The organism is Bradyrhizobium sp. Ce-3, assembly GCF_022835695.1.
Classification (GTDB): Bacteria; Pseudomonadota; Alphaproteobacteria; order Rhizobiales; family Xanthobacteraceae; genus Bradyrhizobium.
Map to the genome: position 1 here is coordinate 334,608 of NZ_BQUV01000009.1, position 16,181 is coordinate 350,788.

The following is a 16,181-nucleotide window of genomic DNA, read 5'->3' on the forward strand; positions in this document are numbered from 1 at the left end:
AACCGGATCATGAGACTGCCGCGCGAGATCGGACCCATTCACTTCGTCGGGATCGGCGGCATCGGCATGAGCGGCATCGCCGAGGTGCTGATCAATCTCGGCTACACCGTGCAGGGCTCCGACGCGTCGGACAATTACAACCTCGACCGTCTGCGCAAGAAGGGCGCCAAGGTCTCGGTCGGCCACGCCGCCGAGAATGTCGATGGCGCCGATGTCGTCGTGGTCTCCACCGCGATCAAGCGCGACAATCCCGAGCTGATGGCGGCGCGCGCGCGGCGCATTCCTGTGGTGCGGCGCGCCGAGATGCTGGCGGAATTGATGCGGCTGAAGAGCTGCGTCGCGATCGCCGGCACCCATGGCAAGACCACCACGACCACGATGGTGGCGACGCTGCTCGACGCCGGCGGGCTCGATCCGACCGTGATCAATGGCGGCATCATCAATGCCTATGGCTCCAACGCGCGGCTCGGCGCCGGCGACTGGATGGTGGTCGAGGCCGACGAGAGCGACGGCACCTTCCTCAAGCTGCCGTCCGATGTCGTCATCGTCACCAACATCGACCCCGAGCATCTCGATCACTTCAAGACCTTCGAGGCGATCCAGGACGCGTTCCGCAATTTCGTCGAGCAGGTTCCGTTCTACGGCTTCGCCGTGATGTGCACCGATCACCCGGTGGTGCAAGCGCTGGTCGGCAAGATCGAGGACCGCCGCATCATCACTTACGGACAAAATCCGCAGGCCGATGCGCAGCTGATGGATCTGACGCCGATGGGCGGCGGCTCGAAATTCAAGGTGGCGATCCGCGATCGCAAGTCGGGCGCGACGCACGAGATCGCCGACATCATGCTGCCGATGCCGGGGCGCCACAACGCATCGAACGCGACGGCGGCGATCGCGGTCGCGCATCAGCTCGGCGTGTCCGACGACGTGATCCGCCAGGCCATGGCCGGCTTCGGCGGCGTCAAGCGGCGCTTCACCAAGACCGGCGAATTCAACGGCGTGACCGTGATCGACGATTACGGCCATCATCCGGTCGAGATCGCCGCGGTGCTGAAGGCGGCGCGGGAATCCACCAACGGCAAGATCATTGCCGTGGTGCAGCCGCATCGCTACACCCGCCTGCAGTCGTTGTTCGACGAATTCTGCACCTGCTTCAACGATGCCGATGCGGTCGTGGTCGCCGAGGTCTATCCGGCCGGCGAGACGCCGATTGCAGGCATCGACCGCGACCATTTCGCCGCCGGCCTTCGCGCCCACGGCCATCGCAACGTTGTCCCGCTGCCGAACGCGGGTGAGCTTGCCAAGATCGTGCACAGCCTCGCCAAGTCCGGCGACCTCGTCGTCTGCCTCGGCGCCGGCAACATCACGCAATGGGCCTACGCACTGCCCGGCGAATTGAAGGCGCTGGGGTGACCGTGACCTTCCCCGACATCACGCCCGACCTGAAAGCCGCGATGCCGGAGCTGCGCGGGCGGCTGCTGGCGAACCAGTCGCTGGCCGAGCTGACCTGGTTTCGGGTCGGCGGCCCGGCGCAGGTGCTGTTCACGCCCGCGGATGAAGACGATCTTGCTTACTTCCTGAAGCACCTGCCGCAGGAATTGCCGGTCTATGTCGTCGGTGTCGGCTCCAATCTGATCGTGCGCGACGGCGGCATGCCCGGCGTCGTGATCCGGCTCGCGCCGCGCGCGTTCGGCGAAACCAGCGCGGCCGGCGATGTCGTCACCGCCGGTGCAGCGGCGCTCGACAAGCGCGTGGCTGAGACGGCGGCGGCTGCGAGCATTGGCGGCATGGAATTCTTCTTCGGCATTCCCGGCACGGTCGGCGGTGCGCTGCGGATGAACGCCGGTGCCAATGGCGGCGAGACCAAGGATGTGCTGGTCGAGGCCTCCGGCGTCGGCCGCGACGGCACCAAGCACACGTTCGGCAATGCCGAGATGAAGTTCGTCTATCGCAACAGCGGTGTCGATCCGTCCATCATCTTCACCTCGGCGCGCTTCCGCGGCACGATCACCGACGCGGGCGCCATCCGCGCCCGCATGAACGAGGTGCAAACCCATCGCGAGACCGCGCAGCCGATCCGCGAAAAGACCGGCGGTTCGACCTTCAAGAACCCGCCCGGCAACAGTGCCTGGAAGCTGATCGATGCCGCCGGCTGCCGCGGCCTCAAGGTCGGCGGCGCGCAGGTGTCGGAGATGCACTGCAATTTCCTGATCAACACCGGCAACGCCACCGGCCACGACATCGAGACGCTCGGCGAGACGGTGCGTGACCGGGTCAAGCAGACCAGCGGAATTGAGCTACACTGGGAAATCAAACGGATCGGAATGACGGAAGGCGAGCAATAGGCAAAAGAACATGCAAGTGACCATTCTGTTCGGCGGCACCAACAAGGAGCGGCTGGTCTCGGTGGCGAGCACGCAGGCGCTGCACCGCGCATTGCCTGATGCGGAGCTCTGGTTCTGGGACGTCGACGACACCGTGCATGCGGTGACGTCGGAAAAATTGCTCGGCCACACCCGGCCCTTCGAGGTCGATTTCAAGCCCGACGGCCGCGGCATCGCGCTCGAACAGGCGCTCGACAAGGCGGGCGCCGAGCAGCGCGTGCTGGTGTTCGGCCTGCACGGCGGACGCGCCGAGAATGGCGAGTTGCAGGCGATGTGCGAGATGCGCGGCGTCGCGTTCACCGGCTCCGGTTCGGCGTCGTCGCATCTGGCGTTCGACAAGCCGTCGGCGAAGCGGTTTGCGGCGATCGCGGGCCTCAACGCGCCGCAGGGCATCACGGTCGAAGAGATCGATGATGCCTTCGCGAAGCACGGCAGGCTGATCGCAAAGCCCGCCAAGGACGGATCGAGCTACGGGCTGATCTTCGTCAACGCCAGGCAGGATCTCGTCGCGGTCCGCAACGCGGCCAAGCATGAAGACTATCTGATCGAGCCGTACGTCGCGGGCGTGGAGGCGACCTGCGGCGTGCTCGAACAATCCGACGGCACGGTGTTCGCGCTGCCGCCGATCGAGATCGTGCCGGGCGAGGGCGCCTTCGACTACACAGCCAAATACCTTCTGAAGTCGACCCAGGAGATCTGCCCCGGCCGTTTCGCGCCCGAGGTCAGCGCCGCGATCATGGATCACGCATTGCGGGCGCACCGCGCGCTGTCCTGCTCCGGCTATTCGCGCAGCGATTTCATCGTCTCGGCCAATGGCCCGGTCTACCTCGAGACCAACACGCTGCCCGGCCTCACCGCGGCGTCACTTTACCCTAAGGCCTTGAAAGCACAGGGCATCGCCTTTGCGGACTTCCTCAACGACCAGATCGAACTCGGCCGCCGCCGCGTCAAGCGTTAAGGCCGGCGGGGCAGGGAACCCGCCCGGCTCGGCCGGATGGAACCCGGCGCTGTTGCTAAAATGCTAACGGGTTCGCGGCAAAGTACTCAAAGCGTTGATCAAAATACACTCCAGGCCGAACTCATTTACCGTTTGTTTACCAGGAAGCCCGAAGGTTAACGCTGGCGGCGCATGTAGCGCTTGGCTGCCGGGGCGTGAGCTGTCGCGGATTACCGCTTCGAGGATCGCAACCAGGGAACAGGGGGCCACTCTTATCCCACCGGTCTTGCCGAGTCGTGATTTGTGCCGGGACCCGCGGGGTTTGCGGGCACAACATGTGACGAGCTCGTGCAATGGATGGTGCAGGACGCCTCACTCGATCGCTGCGATCGCTGGGGCCCCAAGCTGACCTGAAAGCAGCCGCTATTGGAGCGGCAGTGCTGCTGCGCGAGTATGTCAGCGCCCATCTCGCGCGCCGCAGGCAGCGTCCCGTGAGGCGGCCGCAAGTCATCATCGATCGCGAGCCGCCGAACCGCTACATCCTGCTGGTCGAGCGCTACCTGCCGCGCCGCATTGGCCTGGTCGCGACGCTCGCGATCCTGTTCGGCAGCCTGGGCTTCGGCATCGTTCGCGGTGGCCATCTCGAGGAATTCACCACCGCGCTCAGCGACACCCGCAACGCGCTGGCCAATTCCGCCGGCTTCCGAATCACCACCGTCGGCATCAACGGCCGCAAGCAGCTGAGCCAGGACGAGGTGCTTGCGATCGGCGGCGTCAACGGCCGCTCGTCGCTGCTGTTCCTCGACGCCGATACCGTCCGCGCCAAGCTGAAGGCCAATCCCTGGATCGCCGACGCCACGATCCTCAAGCTCTATCCGGGCCGGCTGCAGATCGACATCGTCGAGCGCACCGCGTTTGCGCTGTGGCAGCAGAACGGCCGCCTGTCGGTGATCGCCTCCGACGGCGCCGTGCTCGAGCCCTACGTCTCGCGCCGCTTCCTCAATCTGCCGCTGGTCGTGGGCAAGGGCGCCGACGTCAGAGCGCAGGATTTCCTGGCGCTGCTCGACCGTTACCCGCAGGTGCGTTCGGTGACCAAGGCCGCGATCTTCGTCGGCGAGCGGCGCTGGAACCTGCGCCTCAAGGACGGCCTCGACGTCCGCCTGCCGGAGAACGACGTCGGCAACGCGCTCGCCGCGCTCTCCAGGCTCGACAAGGACGAGAAGCTGTTCTCGCGCGACATCGTCGCCGTCGACATGCGGCTGCCCGACCGGCTGATCGTCCAACTGTCCGAGGAAGCCGGCAAGGCGCGCGACGAATTGTTCAAGGACAAGAAGTCCAAGAAGAAGCCGGGTGACTCCGCATGACCGGCCTCGATCGCAACCTGACCCCGAAGACCCGGCCGATGCAGAAGCGCACCGCGATGGTGGCTTCGCTCGACGTCGGCTCCAGCAAGATCGCCTGCATGATCGCGCGGCTCAAGCCTTCGCCGCCGAACGAGGCGCTGCGCGGCCGCACCCATGCGGTCGAACTGATCGGCTACAGCCAGATCCAGTCGCGCGGCGTCAAGGCTGGCTCCGTGGTCGATCTTGCCGAATGCGAGAAGGCGGTGCGCCATGCCGTGGCGCTGGCCGAGCGCATGGCCAAGGTCCGTGTCGAATCCGTCCTGCTGTCGGTCTCCGGCGGCCGGCTGCATGGTCAACTGGTCGAAGCCGCGGCCGATATCCGCGGCGGCTCGGTGACCGCGGACGATATCAGCCGCGTCACCTCGGCCGGCATGCGCCACGCCGCCGGCGCCGGCCGCACCGTGCTGCACGCACTGCCGGTCGGCTACGCGCTCGACGGCGTCAAGGGCATCCGCGATCCCAGAGGCATGGTGGCGCGCCAGTTCGGCGTCGACATGAATGTGGTGACGTCGGATGCCACCGTCGCCAAGAACCTGATGCTGGTGGTCGAGCGCTGCCATCTCAACGTCGAGGCCATGGCGTCGAGCCCCTATGTTGCGGGTCTGTCGGTGCTGACCGACGACGAAGCCGATCTCGGCGCCGCCGTCGTCGAGATGGGCGCGGGCTCGACCACGATCGCGACCTATTCCGGCGGGCGTCTGGTGCACGCATCCGGATTTGCGCTCGGCGGGCAACACATCACGATGGATCTTGCGCGCGGCATCGGCGCGTGCATTGCGGATGCCGAGCGAATCAAGACCTTATACGGCACGGTGCTGACCGGCGGTTCGGACTCGCGCGAGCTGATGTCCGTTCCCACTGCAGGCGACGATCGGGAGACTCCGCAAATCGTGTCCCGCGCCACGATCGCAAACATCGTCCGGCATCGCGCCGAGGAGATTTTCGAAATGGTCCGTGACCGGCTCGCGGATTCCCCCTTTGCGGCAGAGCCGAGGGCGCGCGTCGTGCTGAGCGGCGGCGCATCGCAGCTCACCGGCACCGTCGAGCTTGCCACCCGTATTCTGAACCGTCAGGTCCGCATCGGCCGCCCGCTCGGTTTCGGCCGGCTGCCGAACGAGGCGAAGGGTGCCTCGTTCTCGGTGCCGACGGGTCTCTTGGTCTACCCGCAATACGCTCACCTTGAACATGTCGAACCGCGGCGCACGCGGCAGCTCAGGACAGGGACAGACGGTTACTTCGGAAAGGTCGGACGATGGCTTCGCGAGGGCTTCTGATGACCGCACCCCGGCTCATTGCATTTTCACCAGCTCCCGCGGCCAGCGGCCGGGACGAACCAACGCGCGCATAATCGAGAGAGGCAACCATGGCACTCAATCTGACACCCCCTGACATCAGCGAGCTGAAACCGCGGATCACCGTCTTCGGCGTCGGCGGCGCGGGTGGTAATGCCGTCAACAACATGATCACCGCCGGGTTGCAGGGCGTCGACTTCGTCGTCGCCAACACCGACGCACAGGCGCTGACCATGTCGAAGGCGCAGCGCATCATCCAGATGGGCACCCAGGTCACCCAGGGCCTCGGCGCCGGTTCGCAGCCCGATGTCGGCGCTGCGGCCGCGCAGGAGGTGATGGACGAGCTGCGCGACCACCTGACCGGCGCCAACATGGTGTTCGTCACCGCCGGCATGGGCGGCGGCACCGGCACGGGTGCTGCGCCCGTGATCGCCAAGGCCGCCCGCGAGATGGGAATCCTCACCGTCGGCGTGGTGACGAAGCCGTTCCACTTCGAAGGCCAGCGCCGGATGCGCACCGCCGAGCACGGCATCTCCGAGCTCCACAAGGTGGTCGACACGCTGCTGATCATCCCGAACCAGAACCTGTTCCGGGTCGCCAACGAGAAGACCACCTTCGCCGACGCCTTCGCGATGGCCGACCAGGTGCTGTACTCGGGCGTCGCCTGCATCACCGACCTGATGGTCAAGGAAGGCCTGATCAACCTCGACTTCGCCGACGTCCGCGCCGTGATGCGGGAGATGGGCAAGGCGATGATGGGCACCGGCGAGGCCACCGGCGAGAAGCGCGCGCTGACCGCCGCCGAAGCCGCGATCGCCAACCCGCTGATCGACGACTCGTCGATGAAGGGCGCCCGCGGCCTTCTGATCTCGATCACGGGCGGCAAGGACCTCACGCTGTTCGAGGTCGACGAAGCCGCCACCCGCATCCGCGAGGAGGTCGATGCCGACGCCAACATCATCGTCGGCGCCACCTTCGACGAATCGCTCGATGGCGTGATTCGCGTCTCGGTGGTCGCAACCGGCATCGAGCAGGCCGCGATTGCGTCCCGCGCCCAGGCGCCTGCCCAGCAGTCGGGCGGCTCGCCCGAGAGCCGGCTGGCCGATCTGACCGCCCGCCTGCGTGCCGACAATCAGCGCATGGCCGAGCGCGCCCAGAAGCTGGAACCGCCGACCGGCGTGACGGTTGCGCCGATTGCAGCCGCACCCCAGCAGCGTCCGGCCGTCGAGCGCGCCGCGCTCGCGGCGATCGCTGCCGCGGTTGCCCCGGACAGCGCGCCGGCTCAGGCGCCGATGCAGCCGGCCTCCTATGGTGACGTCACCGTGCGCCCGATCGCCCAGAAGCCGACGCTGTTCCCGGACCACGAGGCGGCCCGGGCCGAGCAGCACGAGCCGATGCCGCCCGAGACCTTCATCCCGCAGGCGGCGGAGCGGTCGCCGGTCCGTGCCCCGCGGATGCCGAAGTTCGAGGACCTGCCGATGCCGGCGCAGGCGGAAATCCGCCAGGCCAGCGGCGACGGCGAGGCGGAACACCCGCAGAAGACCCGGCTGTCGCTGCTGCAGCGGCTGGCCAATGTCGGCCTCGGCCGCCGCGACGAAGAGACCGAGCCGCCGATCGCGGCCCGTGCCTCCGGTCCGGCGATGCCCGCGATGCCGGCGCTGCCCGAGCGCAAGCCGGCCCGCAGCGTCGCCCAGCAGATCTCGGCGAACGAATCGCCGGTATCAGAATATGCGAAGCGTCCGGCCCCGCAGGGATTGGACGCCCATGGCCGCCAGGCCCCTGTTGCCCCCGCGCCACAGGGCGACGACCATCTTGATATCCCGGCCTTCCTGCGCCGGCAGGCCAACTGAAGTTTGTTACAACCTTGGCGACGATGAAGGCCTCGGCGGGGAACCGCCGGGGCCTTTTCCTTGTTCTGGGCAGCCGGTTGCGGTTCGCAAACAAACAACTGATTTTAAATGATTAATTATTCTTTCGGTGGTCAGATGGCGGGCCGCCGAGGGCCGTTTTCGCTGCCGCAATTTGGTTAACCTTGGGCACGAATGCGGCAGAGGTGGGGTAACAATCGGTAAACAAGCGTGAGTTGGCGCGCTTTAGGGCAATCACTATGGTCTGCCCGGACTTGGGGAGCTCAAGCGAGTCGGCCTTGGGGAAGTTTGGCCACTTGAATTGAGCGAAGTCGGGTAGTGGGCATTATCGAATGAAGTTCAGCCGTCAGACAACGCTTCGGTCGCAAGCCACCGTGACGGGCGTAGGCGTTCATTCCGGTCTTCCTGTTAGTCTCACGTTGGGACCTGCACCCGTTGATGCAGGTCTTATTTTTGTCCGCACCGGTCTCGACGGTGCCGACCGCGAAGTTACCGCCACCGCCGACGCTGTGATTGCTACCGAATTCGCGACGGTGCTGGGTGACCGCGAAGGGCCGCTGGTCTCGACCGCCGAGCATGTGCTCGCCGCGCTGCGCGGCATGGGCGTCGACAACGCCACGATCGAGGTCGACGGAGCGGAAGTTCCGATCATGGACGGCAGCGCCGCAGCGTTTGTCGCAGCCATCGATCAGGCAGGCATCGTGACCCAGCCCGCCGTCCGTCGCTTCATCCAGGTGTTGAAGCCGGTGCAGGTCAAGATCGGCGATGCGATGGGCGAGCTGCGCCCGTTCGCCGGCGGGTTCCGCGCCGAAGTCGAGATCGATTTCACCAACCAGGTGATCGGCCGCCAGACCTTCTCTTTCGATCTGTCGCCGGAAGGCTTCCGCCGCGAGGTCTCGCGCGCCCGTACGTTCGGCTGCATGAGCGACGTGGCACGGCTGTGGGGCGCAGGCTTCGCGCTCGGCGCCTCCTTCGACAACACCGTGGTGTTTGACGAGGCCCGCCTGCTCAATGCCGAGGGCCTGCGCTACGCCAACGAGTGCGCCCGCCACAAGGTGCTCGACGTGATCGGCGATCTCGCGCTGGCCGGCCTGCCGCTGCTCGGCAGCTATCGTTCGGTCCGCGGCGGTCACAAGCTCAACAACGCGGTGCTGAAGGCGCTGCTGGCCGACCGCAGCGCGTGGCGGGTGGTTGAATCCGAAACCGCGCGGCGGCCGGTCCGTGGCCATGTCGAAGCCGGTGCAGGCACCGTGGGCGGTCTCGTCGCTCCGGCCTATGGCCCGGACGTATCCTGATCGCCAAGTCCCGATCGTCAAGTCCTGATCGCCGCGCCGGTCAGGTCCAATTTCCGTAATAACCACAGCAGGCTGTGCGCTTCGTCGGGTCGCCTTATTCCCGGCGGATTGGCTCCGTATTCGGTTGGTCCACGGTCATTTTTCGGTTAAACAGGCCTGCGTTTGCGAGTGACGGCGGCCAGTGGCACGAGAATTATTGCATCCATGACCGCGGTTCATGGGTGGAGTGGGGTCGCCGTTAACCGCATCAAAGGCGTCAGGTTTTACAATTCATGTCGGCAATGCGTATGGCGCTCGAACCACGCTTCTCTTCTGACGTCTCCGGCCTGACCAAGGCCGCGCGCACGCTGCGTTTCGCGGCGGGCCTGATCGTGCTGGCGTTGCCGCTCTCAGGCTGCGGCACCGGTGCGCTGTGGGACAAGTTCATGGCCAAGGACGACACGTTCGTCGATGAGCCCGCGGACAAGCTCTACAATGAGGGCTTGTACATGATGAACGAGAAGAAGGACCTGAAGGCCGCTTCGAAGAAGTTCGAGGAAGTCGACCGTCAGCATCCGTATTCGGATTGGGCCCGCAAGTCGCTGCTGATGTCGGCCTATTCGTACTACCAGGCCGGCGACTACGACAGCTGCATCGGCTCTGCCACCCGTTACGTCACGCTGCATCCCGGCAGCCCGGATGCCGCCTACGCCCAGTATTTGATCGCGGCATCGCATTTCGACCAGATCCCGGACATCTCGCGCGACCAGGGCCGCACCGAGAAGGCGATCGCGGCGCTCGAAGAGGTGGTGCGCAAATATCCGACCTCGGAATACGCCACCCAGGCCAAGGCCAAGATCCAGGCTGCGCGCGACCAGCTCGCCGGCAAGGAAATGGCGGTGGGGCGCTATTACATCGAGAAACGCGACTTCACTGCCGCGATCAACCGCTTCAAGACCGTGGTCACCCAGTACCAGACCACCCGCCACGTCGAAGAGGCGCTGTACCGGCTCACCGAAGCCTATATGGCGATCGGTATCGCGGGCGAGGCGCAGACCGCCGCCGCGGTGCTCGGGCACAATTTTCCAGACAGCCGCTGGTACAAGGACGCATATAATCTAGTAAAGTCCGGCGGTCTCGAGCCGAGCGAGAATCAGGGATCCTGGATCAGCAGGACCTTCAAGAAGATAGGTCTCGGCTAGGAATTGTCCTCGCATGCTGGCCCGTCTGTCGATCCGTGACATCGTCCTGATCGAACGACTCGATATCGAATTTTCCCGTGGCCTGGCGGTGCTGACCGGCGAAACCGGCGCCGGCAAATCCATCCTGCTCGATGCTTTCGCGCTGGCGCTTGGCGGCCGCGGCGATGCCGGACTGGTCCGCCATGGTGCCGAGCAGGGGCAGGTCACTGCCACGTTCGATGTCCCGAAGGGGCATCCGGCGGCGAGGATTCTCGCCGAGAACGGCCTCGAGGATACCGGTGAAATGATCCTGCGCCGCGTGCAGCTCGCCGATGGCCGCACCCGTGCCTTCATCAACGACCAGGCGATCAGCGTGCAGACCCTGAAGGCGGTCGGTGCGGTTCTGGTCGAGATCCACGGCCAGCACGACGAGCGCGCGCTGGTCGACGCCTCGACCCACCGCCAGCTGCTCGATGCCTTCGCCGGCCACGAGAAGGACGTCGCGGCGCTGGAAGCGCTGTGGGATGTCAGGCGGACCGCCAGCACCGCGCTCGAAGAACATCGGGCCGGCATGGAGCGCGCCGCGCGCGAGGCCGACTATCTCCGCCATGCCTCCCAGGAGCTGAAGACGCTGGCGCCGAAGGAGGGCGAGGAGACCGAACTTGCCAATCGCCGCACCACCATGATGCAAGGCGAGAAGGTCGCGACCGATCTGCGCGAGGCGCAGGAGGCGATCGGCGGCTCGCATTCGCCGGTGTCGGCCCTGTCGGCCGCGGTGCGGCGGCTGGAGCGGCGTGCCGCCAATGCGCCCGCGCTGATCGAGCCGGCGGTGAAGGCGATCGACATCGCGATCAACGCACTGGAGGAGGCCGACCAGCACCTCCACGCCGCGCTGGCGGCGACCGATTTCGATCCGGCCGAGCTCGAGCGCATCGAGGAGCGGCTGTTCGCGCTGCGCGCCGCCTCGCGCAAATATTCGACGCCGGTCGATTTGCTGGCCGCGCTGGCGGCGCAATACGCCGGCGACGTCGCGCTGATCGATGCCGGCGCCGACCAGCTCAAGAAATTGGAAGCGGCGGCCGCCGAGGCCGACAAGCGCTATGCTGCGGCCGCGGCAAAACTGTCGGCGGCGCGCAGCAAGGCGGCCGAGAAGCTCAACAAGGCCGTCAATGCCGAGCTCGCGCCGCTCAAGCTCGAGCGCGCGAAGTTCATGACCCAGGTCGAGAGCAACGCCGCCGCGCCGGGGCCACAGGGTATCGATCGCGTCGAGTTCTGGGTGCAGACCAATCCGGGCACCAAGCCGGGGCCGATGATGAAGGTCGCCTCCGGCGGCGAGCTGTCGCGCTTCCTGCTGGCGCTGAAAGTCGTGCTGGCCGATCGCGGCTCGGCGCCGACTTTGGTATTCGACGAAATCGACACCGGCGTCGGCGGCGCCGTGGCGGACGCGATCGGTACGCGGCTGGCACGCCTCGCCGGCAAGGTGCAGGTGATGGCAGTGACGCACGCGCCGCAGGTCGCGGCTCGCGCCAGCCAGCACCTTCTGATCTCCAAGGATGCGCTCGACAAGGGCAAGCGGGTCGCGACCCGCGTCAACGCGCTCGCCGCCGACCATCGCCGCGAGGAGATCGCGCGCATGCTGGCCGGCGCCGAGATCACCGCCGAGGCGAGGGCCGCCGCGGAACGGCTGCTCAGGGCGGCGAGCTAGTAATGGCGAAGATGAAAAGATCTGAAAAAAATGTCACTCTTCCAAAGAAGCGAGGCTTGTCGGGCGCTAAGAAAATGCTCGACGAAGTTCTTAAGGTTCAAACCCGCAAAGAGGTAAAATACATTTCGCTCTTGGTCTATGCAGCTGTTCAAGTCTACGATCGCGCGATAGTGGAGGAGTCTCTCGATAAGCTTCCACAAAAGGTTCAAAGCGAATTATATTCTGTTTTCGGCAAAATTTTTTGGAACGAGTTTGAGAAAAATGACATCATCGCCATACAAAACAATATTAATACGCTGCAAAACAAGATTGAGGAATCAACATTTTTGCTCCCATTTATGGAGCACTTGGCCCAAAATCTAAAAGACTGGGACTCGCTTTATCATTCGGGCAGTGGGTCGAACGTCCCTGACGCAGATTATGATGTTCTGAAGCGATTCTATGATTTTTTGAGTCAACTCCACCCGGACTACGACGACAAGATAAAATATTCGAAGTCTGTCGGCGCCGCACCCGCGCGCGGCTTTGCCAAGGTGCAGCACGCCGTTCCGATGCTGTCGCTCGGCAACGCCTTCAGCGACGAGGACGTCACCGAATTCGTCGAGCGCATCAGGCGCTTCCTCAAGCTCGATGCCGATCACATCCCGGCGCTCGTCGCTGAGCCGAAGATCGACGGCCTGTCGCTCTCGCTGCGCTATGAAAATGGCGAGCTGGTCCGCGCCGCGACGCGTGGCGACGGCTTCACCGGCGAGGATGTGACCGCGAATGTCCGCACCATCAAGGATGTTCCGCACACGCTGAAGGGCCGCAATGTTCCGGCGGCCTGCGAAATGCGCGGCGAGGTCTACATGCTCAAGAAGGATTTCCTTGAGCTGAACAAGAAGCAGGCCGCGGCTGACGACACGATCTTCGCCAATCCGCGCAATTCGGCGGCGGGCTCGCTGCGTCAGAAGGACGTGTCGATCACCGCGTCGCGGCCGCTGAAATTCTTCGCCTATACCTGGGGCGAGATGAGCGAGCGGCCCGCCGACACCCAGCACGGCATGCTGGAGTGGATGGACAGAGCCGGCTTCGTCGTCAATCCGCTGATCACGCTCTGCAAGAGCGTCGAGGACGTGCTGAAATTCTACAACAAGATCGGCGAGGAACGGGCCTCGCTCGGCTACGACATTGACGGCGTGGTCTACAAGGTCGACCGCCTCGACTGGCAGGAGCGGCTCGGCTTCGTGTCGCGCAGCCCGCGCTGGGCCATCGCGCACAAATTCGCGGCCGAACAGGCGACGACGATCCTCAAGGGCATCGATATCCAGGTCGGGCGTACCGGGGCGATGACGCCGGTCGCGCGGCTCGAGCCGGTCACGGTCGGCGGCGTCGTGGTGTCGAATGCGACCCTGCACAATGAGGACTACATCAAGGGCATCGGCAACGACGGAAATCCGATCCGGGATGGCGTGGATCTTCGCGTCGATGACACCGTCGTGGTGCAACGCGCCGGCGATGTCATCCCCCAGGTCGTCAGCGTCGTGTTGGACAAGCGGCTGAGCAGCGCGAAGCCGTACAAGTTCCCGGACACCTGCCCGGTCTGCGGCAGCCATGCGATCCGCGAGGAGGGCGAGGCGGTGCGCCGCTGCACCGGTGCGCTGATCTGTCCAGCGCAGGCGGTCGAGCGGTTGAAGCATTTCGTGTCGCGGCTTGCCTTCGACATCGACGGTCTCGGCGAGAAGCAGATCCAGGAGTTCTATGAGGACGGGCTGGTGAAGTCGCCGGTCGACATCTTCACCCTGCGCGAGCAGGACGAGCGCTCGAACAACAAGCTGATGGAGCGTGAGGGCTACGGCGAGACCTCGGTGCGCAATCTGTTCGACGCGATCGACGCCCGCCGCAACATCGAGCTGCACCGGTTGATCTTTGCGCTCGGCATTCGCCATGTCGGTGAAGGCAACGCCAAGCTGCTGGCGCGGCACTACCACACGATCGAGAATTTCCGCGAGGCGATGCTGGCCGCCGCCAAGGGCAGCAAGGACGAAGAGAACACCACCGAGGCCTACCAGGACCTCAACGATATCGACGGTATCGGCGAGATCGTCGCAGATGCGGTGGTCGAGTTCTTTGCCGAGCCGCGCAACGTCAAGGCGCTCGGCGAGTTGTTGCGCGAGATCGAGGTGAAGCCCGCCGAGCAGCCGCGCAAGAGCTCGCCGGTCTCGGACAAGACCGTGGTGTTCACCGGCTCGCTGACCAAATTCACCCGTGACGAGGCCAAGGCGATGGCAGAGCGCCTCGGCGCCAAGGTCGCGGGCTCGGTTTCAAAGAAGACCGATTACGTCGTCGCTGGCGAAGAGGCGGGGTCGAAATTGACCAAGGCGCGCGAGCTCGGCGTTGCGGTGCTGACCGAAGACGAGTGGCTGAAGCTGATCGAGGAGTGAGGTGCGCAGCGGCGCCGCAGTCTCCACTGTCGTCCTCCGCGGAAGCGGGGGACCCAGTATTCCAGAGGCAGTCATTGCTGAGCCGATAGGCCGCGGCGTACTGGATCCCCCGCTTTCGCGGGGGATGACGAGGCGAGAGCGCGGTACGAGCGCCCCTCACATCATCCCCTGCTCATCCTCCTCCGCCTGTGCGATCAGCTCTTCGCTGACCACCACGTTCCGCCGCGGCACGATGAAGATCATGGTGCAGGCGCAGGCGATCGAGATCGCAAAGATCGCCGAGGTCAGCGGCAGCGTGGTGGTGGAGTGGCCGCCGAGATAGGCGCCGAATTGCGAGATCAGCGCGCCGATGCCCTGCTGCAGGAAGCCCATGGCGCCGGAGGCGGTGCCGGCGGCCTCGGGGCGGATGCTGATGGCGCCGGCGGCGGAATTGGCCATCACGAAGGCATTGGCGATCATCACGATCATCTGGGTGCCGAACAGCCAGAGCGGGGCCTGGTTCAGCCCGGCGAAACTCCAGATCAGGTTCAAGAGACTGCCGCCGAGCTGCAGCGCGAGCCCGAACCAGATCAGCTTCTCCAGCGAATGCCGCGGCGCAAACCGCACGCACAGCAAATTGCCGACGAAGTAGCCGAACCCCGTCATCGCGAACCACGCGCCATATTCGGCGCTGCTGCGGCCCATCTGGGTCACCACGATATAGGGGCCGCCGCCGGCGAAGGCGAAAATGATCTGTGACGCCAGCACCTGGCACAGGAGATAGCCGACAAAGGCGCGACTGCGCAGCAGCTTGCCGAGGTCGCCGCGGAAGCTCGAACTGTCGACGCGCTCGCGGCGGGTCTCCGGCAGCGCCAGCGCGATGAAGATCGTCACGGTCAGCGACGCCGCGGTGATGAAATAGAGGATCGCGCGCCAGCCGAACGTGGTCTCCAGCAGGCCGCCGGTCAGCGGGCTCACCATCTGCGCGATCATCAGCGCTGCGACCACGAGGCTGATCATGGCCCCGACCCGCTCGCGCGGATAGAGATCGCGGATGATGGCGCGGCTGATCACCATGCCGCTGGCACCGCCGAGCGCCTGGAAGAAGCGCGCGGCGATCAGCTGCGGCAGGGTCTCGGCGAAGACCGAGCCGATGCCCGCGATCACCATCAACCCGAGACCCGCCAGCAGCACCGGGCGACGGCCGAATCTGTCGGACAGCGGCCCCATGATGAGCTGCGACAGCGCGATGCCGACCATGTAGAGCGACACCGTCATCTGCGCGATTCCGATGTCGCGGCCGAAATCGGTCGCCAGCACGGGTAGCGCCGGCACCAGCATGTAGAGCGAGATCGGCGCGACGCCCGTCATCACGACGAGCATCAGCAGCATGACCTTCGATGTCGCGATGTTATTTGTGGCCGCGCCGGGCGGCTTGCCCATCACGCCGTGCATTCAGGTCCGATCCAGCATTGTGGAAAGACTGTAGCGTGCCCGTTCGCGCGGAATACGGGTGTTTCGGCATACGCCCATGCATTTCGGGCGGCGTGCCGATGGAGTTTCGTCTCGCGCAACAAGCGCCGCCGTCGTCAGCCACAGATTCCACTGTCGTCCTCCGCGAAAGCGGGGGACCCAGTATTCCAGAGGCGGCGGTTGTTCAACAGAAGGGCCGCGGCGTACTGGATCCCCCGCTTTCGCGGGGATGACACTGCGTGTGAGGAGAAGGTGACCGTAA

At 65.3% G+C, this 16,181-nt stretch carries 11 protein-coding genes and 1 pseudogene; 11 read left to right on the forward strand and 1 reads right to left on the reverse strand.

Features of this window, described 5'->3' with window-relative positions; all coding sequences use genetic code 11:
* The first annotated feature begins 9 nt into the window (after positions 1–9).
* The 11 genes and pseudogenes from murC (at position 10) to ligA (ending at position 14,467) form a co-directional block, all read left to right on the forward strand.
* The gene (gene murC, locus BRSPCE3_RS29090; RefSeq protein ID WP_244069771.1) at positions 10–1,413 is read left to right on the forward strand and encodes a UDP-N-acetylmuramate--L-alanine ligase; all 1,404 of its coding nucleotides are present in this window, start codon (positions 10–12) and stop codon (positions 1,411–1,413) included.
* A gap of 2 nt (positions 1,414–1,415) precedes the next feature.
* Positions 1,416–2,345 carry a UDP-N-acetylmuramate dehydrogenase gene (gene murB / locus BRSPCE3_RS29095; protein ID WP_244069855.1) on the forward strand — a complete coding sequence of 310 codons (930 nt, stop codon included), beginning with the start codon at positions 1,416–1,418 and terminating at the stop codon, positions 2,343–2,345.
* A 10-nt stretch (positions 2,346–2,355) separates the two neighbouring features.
* Positions 2,356–3,342, forward strand: coding sequence for a D-alanine--D-alanine ligase (locus tag BRSPCE3_RS29100; protein ID WP_244069772.1), 987 nt, complete (start codon positions 2,356–2,358; stop codon positions 3,340–3,342).
* Between the two features lie 71 nt (positions 3,343–3,413).
* Positions 3,414–3,735, forward strand: a pseudogene (locus tag BRSPCE3_RS29105) (D-alanine--D-alanine ligase); the annotation flags it as partial.
* Positions 3,675–4,685 carry a cell division protein FtsQ/DivIB gene (locus tag BRSPCE3_RS29110; RefSeq protein WP_244069773.1) on the forward strand — a complete coding sequence of 337 codons (1,011 nt, stop codon included), beginning with the start codon at positions 3,675–3,677 and terminating at the stop codon, positions 4,683–4,685. The pseudogene BRSPCE3_RS29105 and the gene BRSPCE3_RS29110, both read left to right, overlap by 61 nt.
* Complete coding sequence (ftsA, locus tag BRSPCE3_RS29115; protein WP_244069774.1) at positions 4,682–5,998, forward strand: cell division protein FtsA; 1,317 nt, start codon at positions 4,682–4,684, stop codon at positions 5,996–5,998. Before BRSPCE3_RS29110 ends, ftsA begins: the two co-directional genes overlap by 4 nt.
* 89 nt (positions 5,999–6,087) lie before the next feature.
* On the forward strand, positions 6,088–7,866 hold the full coding sequence (gene ftsZ, locus BRSPCE3_RS29120) for a cell division protein FtsZ (protein WP_244069775.1): 1,779 nt from the start codon (positions 6,088–6,090) through the stop codon (positions 7,864–7,866).
* A gap of 350 nt (positions 7,867–8,216) precedes the next feature.
* Positions 8,217–9,179: a UDP-3-O-acyl-N-acetylglucosamine deacetylase gene (gene lpxC / locus BRSPCE3_RS29125; RefSeq protein WP_244069776.1), complete on the forward strand. Its 963-nt coding sequence runs from the start codon at positions 8,217–8,219 to the stop codon at positions 9,177–9,179.
* A gap of 272 nt (positions 9,180–9,451) precedes the next feature.
* Positions 9,452–10,360, forward strand: coding sequence for an outer membrane protein assembly factor BamD (locus BRSPCE3_RS29130; protein WP_375709975.1), 909 nt, complete (start codon positions 9,452–9,454; stop codon positions 10,358–10,360).
* A 13-nt stretch (positions 10,361–10,373) separates the two neighbouring features.
* Positions 10,374–12,044: a DNA repair protein RecN gene (gene recN / locus BRSPCE3_RS29135; protein ID WP_244069778.1), complete on the forward strand. Its 1,671-nt coding sequence runs from the start codon at positions 10,374–10,376 to the stop codon at positions 12,042–12,044.
* Between the two features lie 2 nt (positions 12,045–12,046).
* A complete protein-coding gene (gene ligA / locus BRSPCE3_RS29140) occupies positions 12,047–14,467 on the forward strand; it encodes an NAD-dependent DNA ligase LigA (protein ID WP_244069779.1) in 2,421 nt (806 codons plus the stop codon).
* Positions 14,468–14,623: 156 nt separating this feature from the next.
* On the opposite strand, the gene BRSPCE3_RS29145 is transcribed toward ligA, so the two are convergent.
* Positions 14,624–15,901 (reverse strand): multidrug effflux MFS transporter, encoded by a 1,278-nt coding sequence (locus BRSPCE3_RS29145; protein ID WP_244069780.1) that lies wholly within the window; start codon positions 15,899–15,901, stop codon positions 14,624–14,626.
* Positions 15,902–16,181 lie beyond the last annotated feature (280 nt).

Excerpts from the sequence above, each read along its gene's own strand:
- murC (WP_244069771.1), top strand. The coding sequence starts at position 10 with ATGAGACTGCCGCGCGAGATCGGACCCATTCACTTCGTCGGGATCGGC.
- BRSPCE3_RS29100 (WP_244069772.1), top strand. The coding sequence starts at position 2,356 with ATGCAAGTGACCATTCTGTTCGGCGGCACCAACAAGGAGCGGCTGGTC.
- BRSPCE3_RS29110 (WP_244069773.1), top strand. The coding sequence starts at position 3,675 with ATGGATGGTGCAGGACGCCTCACTCGATCGCTGCGATCGCTGGGGCCC.
- ftsA (WP_244069774.1), top strand. The coding sequence starts at position 4,682 with ATGACCGGCCTCGATCGCAACCTGACCCCGAAGACCCGGCCGATGCAG.
- ftsZ (WP_244069775.1), top strand. The coding sequence starts at position 6,088 with ATGGCACTCAATCTGACACCCCCTGACATCAGCGAGCTGAAACCGCGG.
- lpxC (WP_244069776.1), top strand. The coding sequence starts at position 8,217 with ATGAAGTTCAGCCGTCAGACAACGCTTCGGTCGCAAGCCACCGTGACG.
- BRSPCE3_RS29130 (WP_375709975.1), top strand. The coding sequence starts at position 9,452 with ATGTCGGCAATGCGTATGGCGCTCGAACCACGCTTCTCTTCTGACGTC.
- recN (WP_244069778.1), top strand. The coding sequence starts at position 10,374 with ATGCTGGCCCGTCTGTCGATCCGTGACATCGTCCTGATCGAACGACTC.
- ligA (WP_244069779.1), top strand. The coding sequence starts at position 12,047 with ATGGCGAAGATGAAAAGATCTGAAAAAAATGTCACTCTTCCAAAGAAG.
- BRSPCE3_RS29145 (WP_244069780.1), bottom strand. The coding sequence starts at position 15,901 with ATGCACGGCGTGATGGGCAAGCCGCCCGGCGCGGCCACAAATAACATC.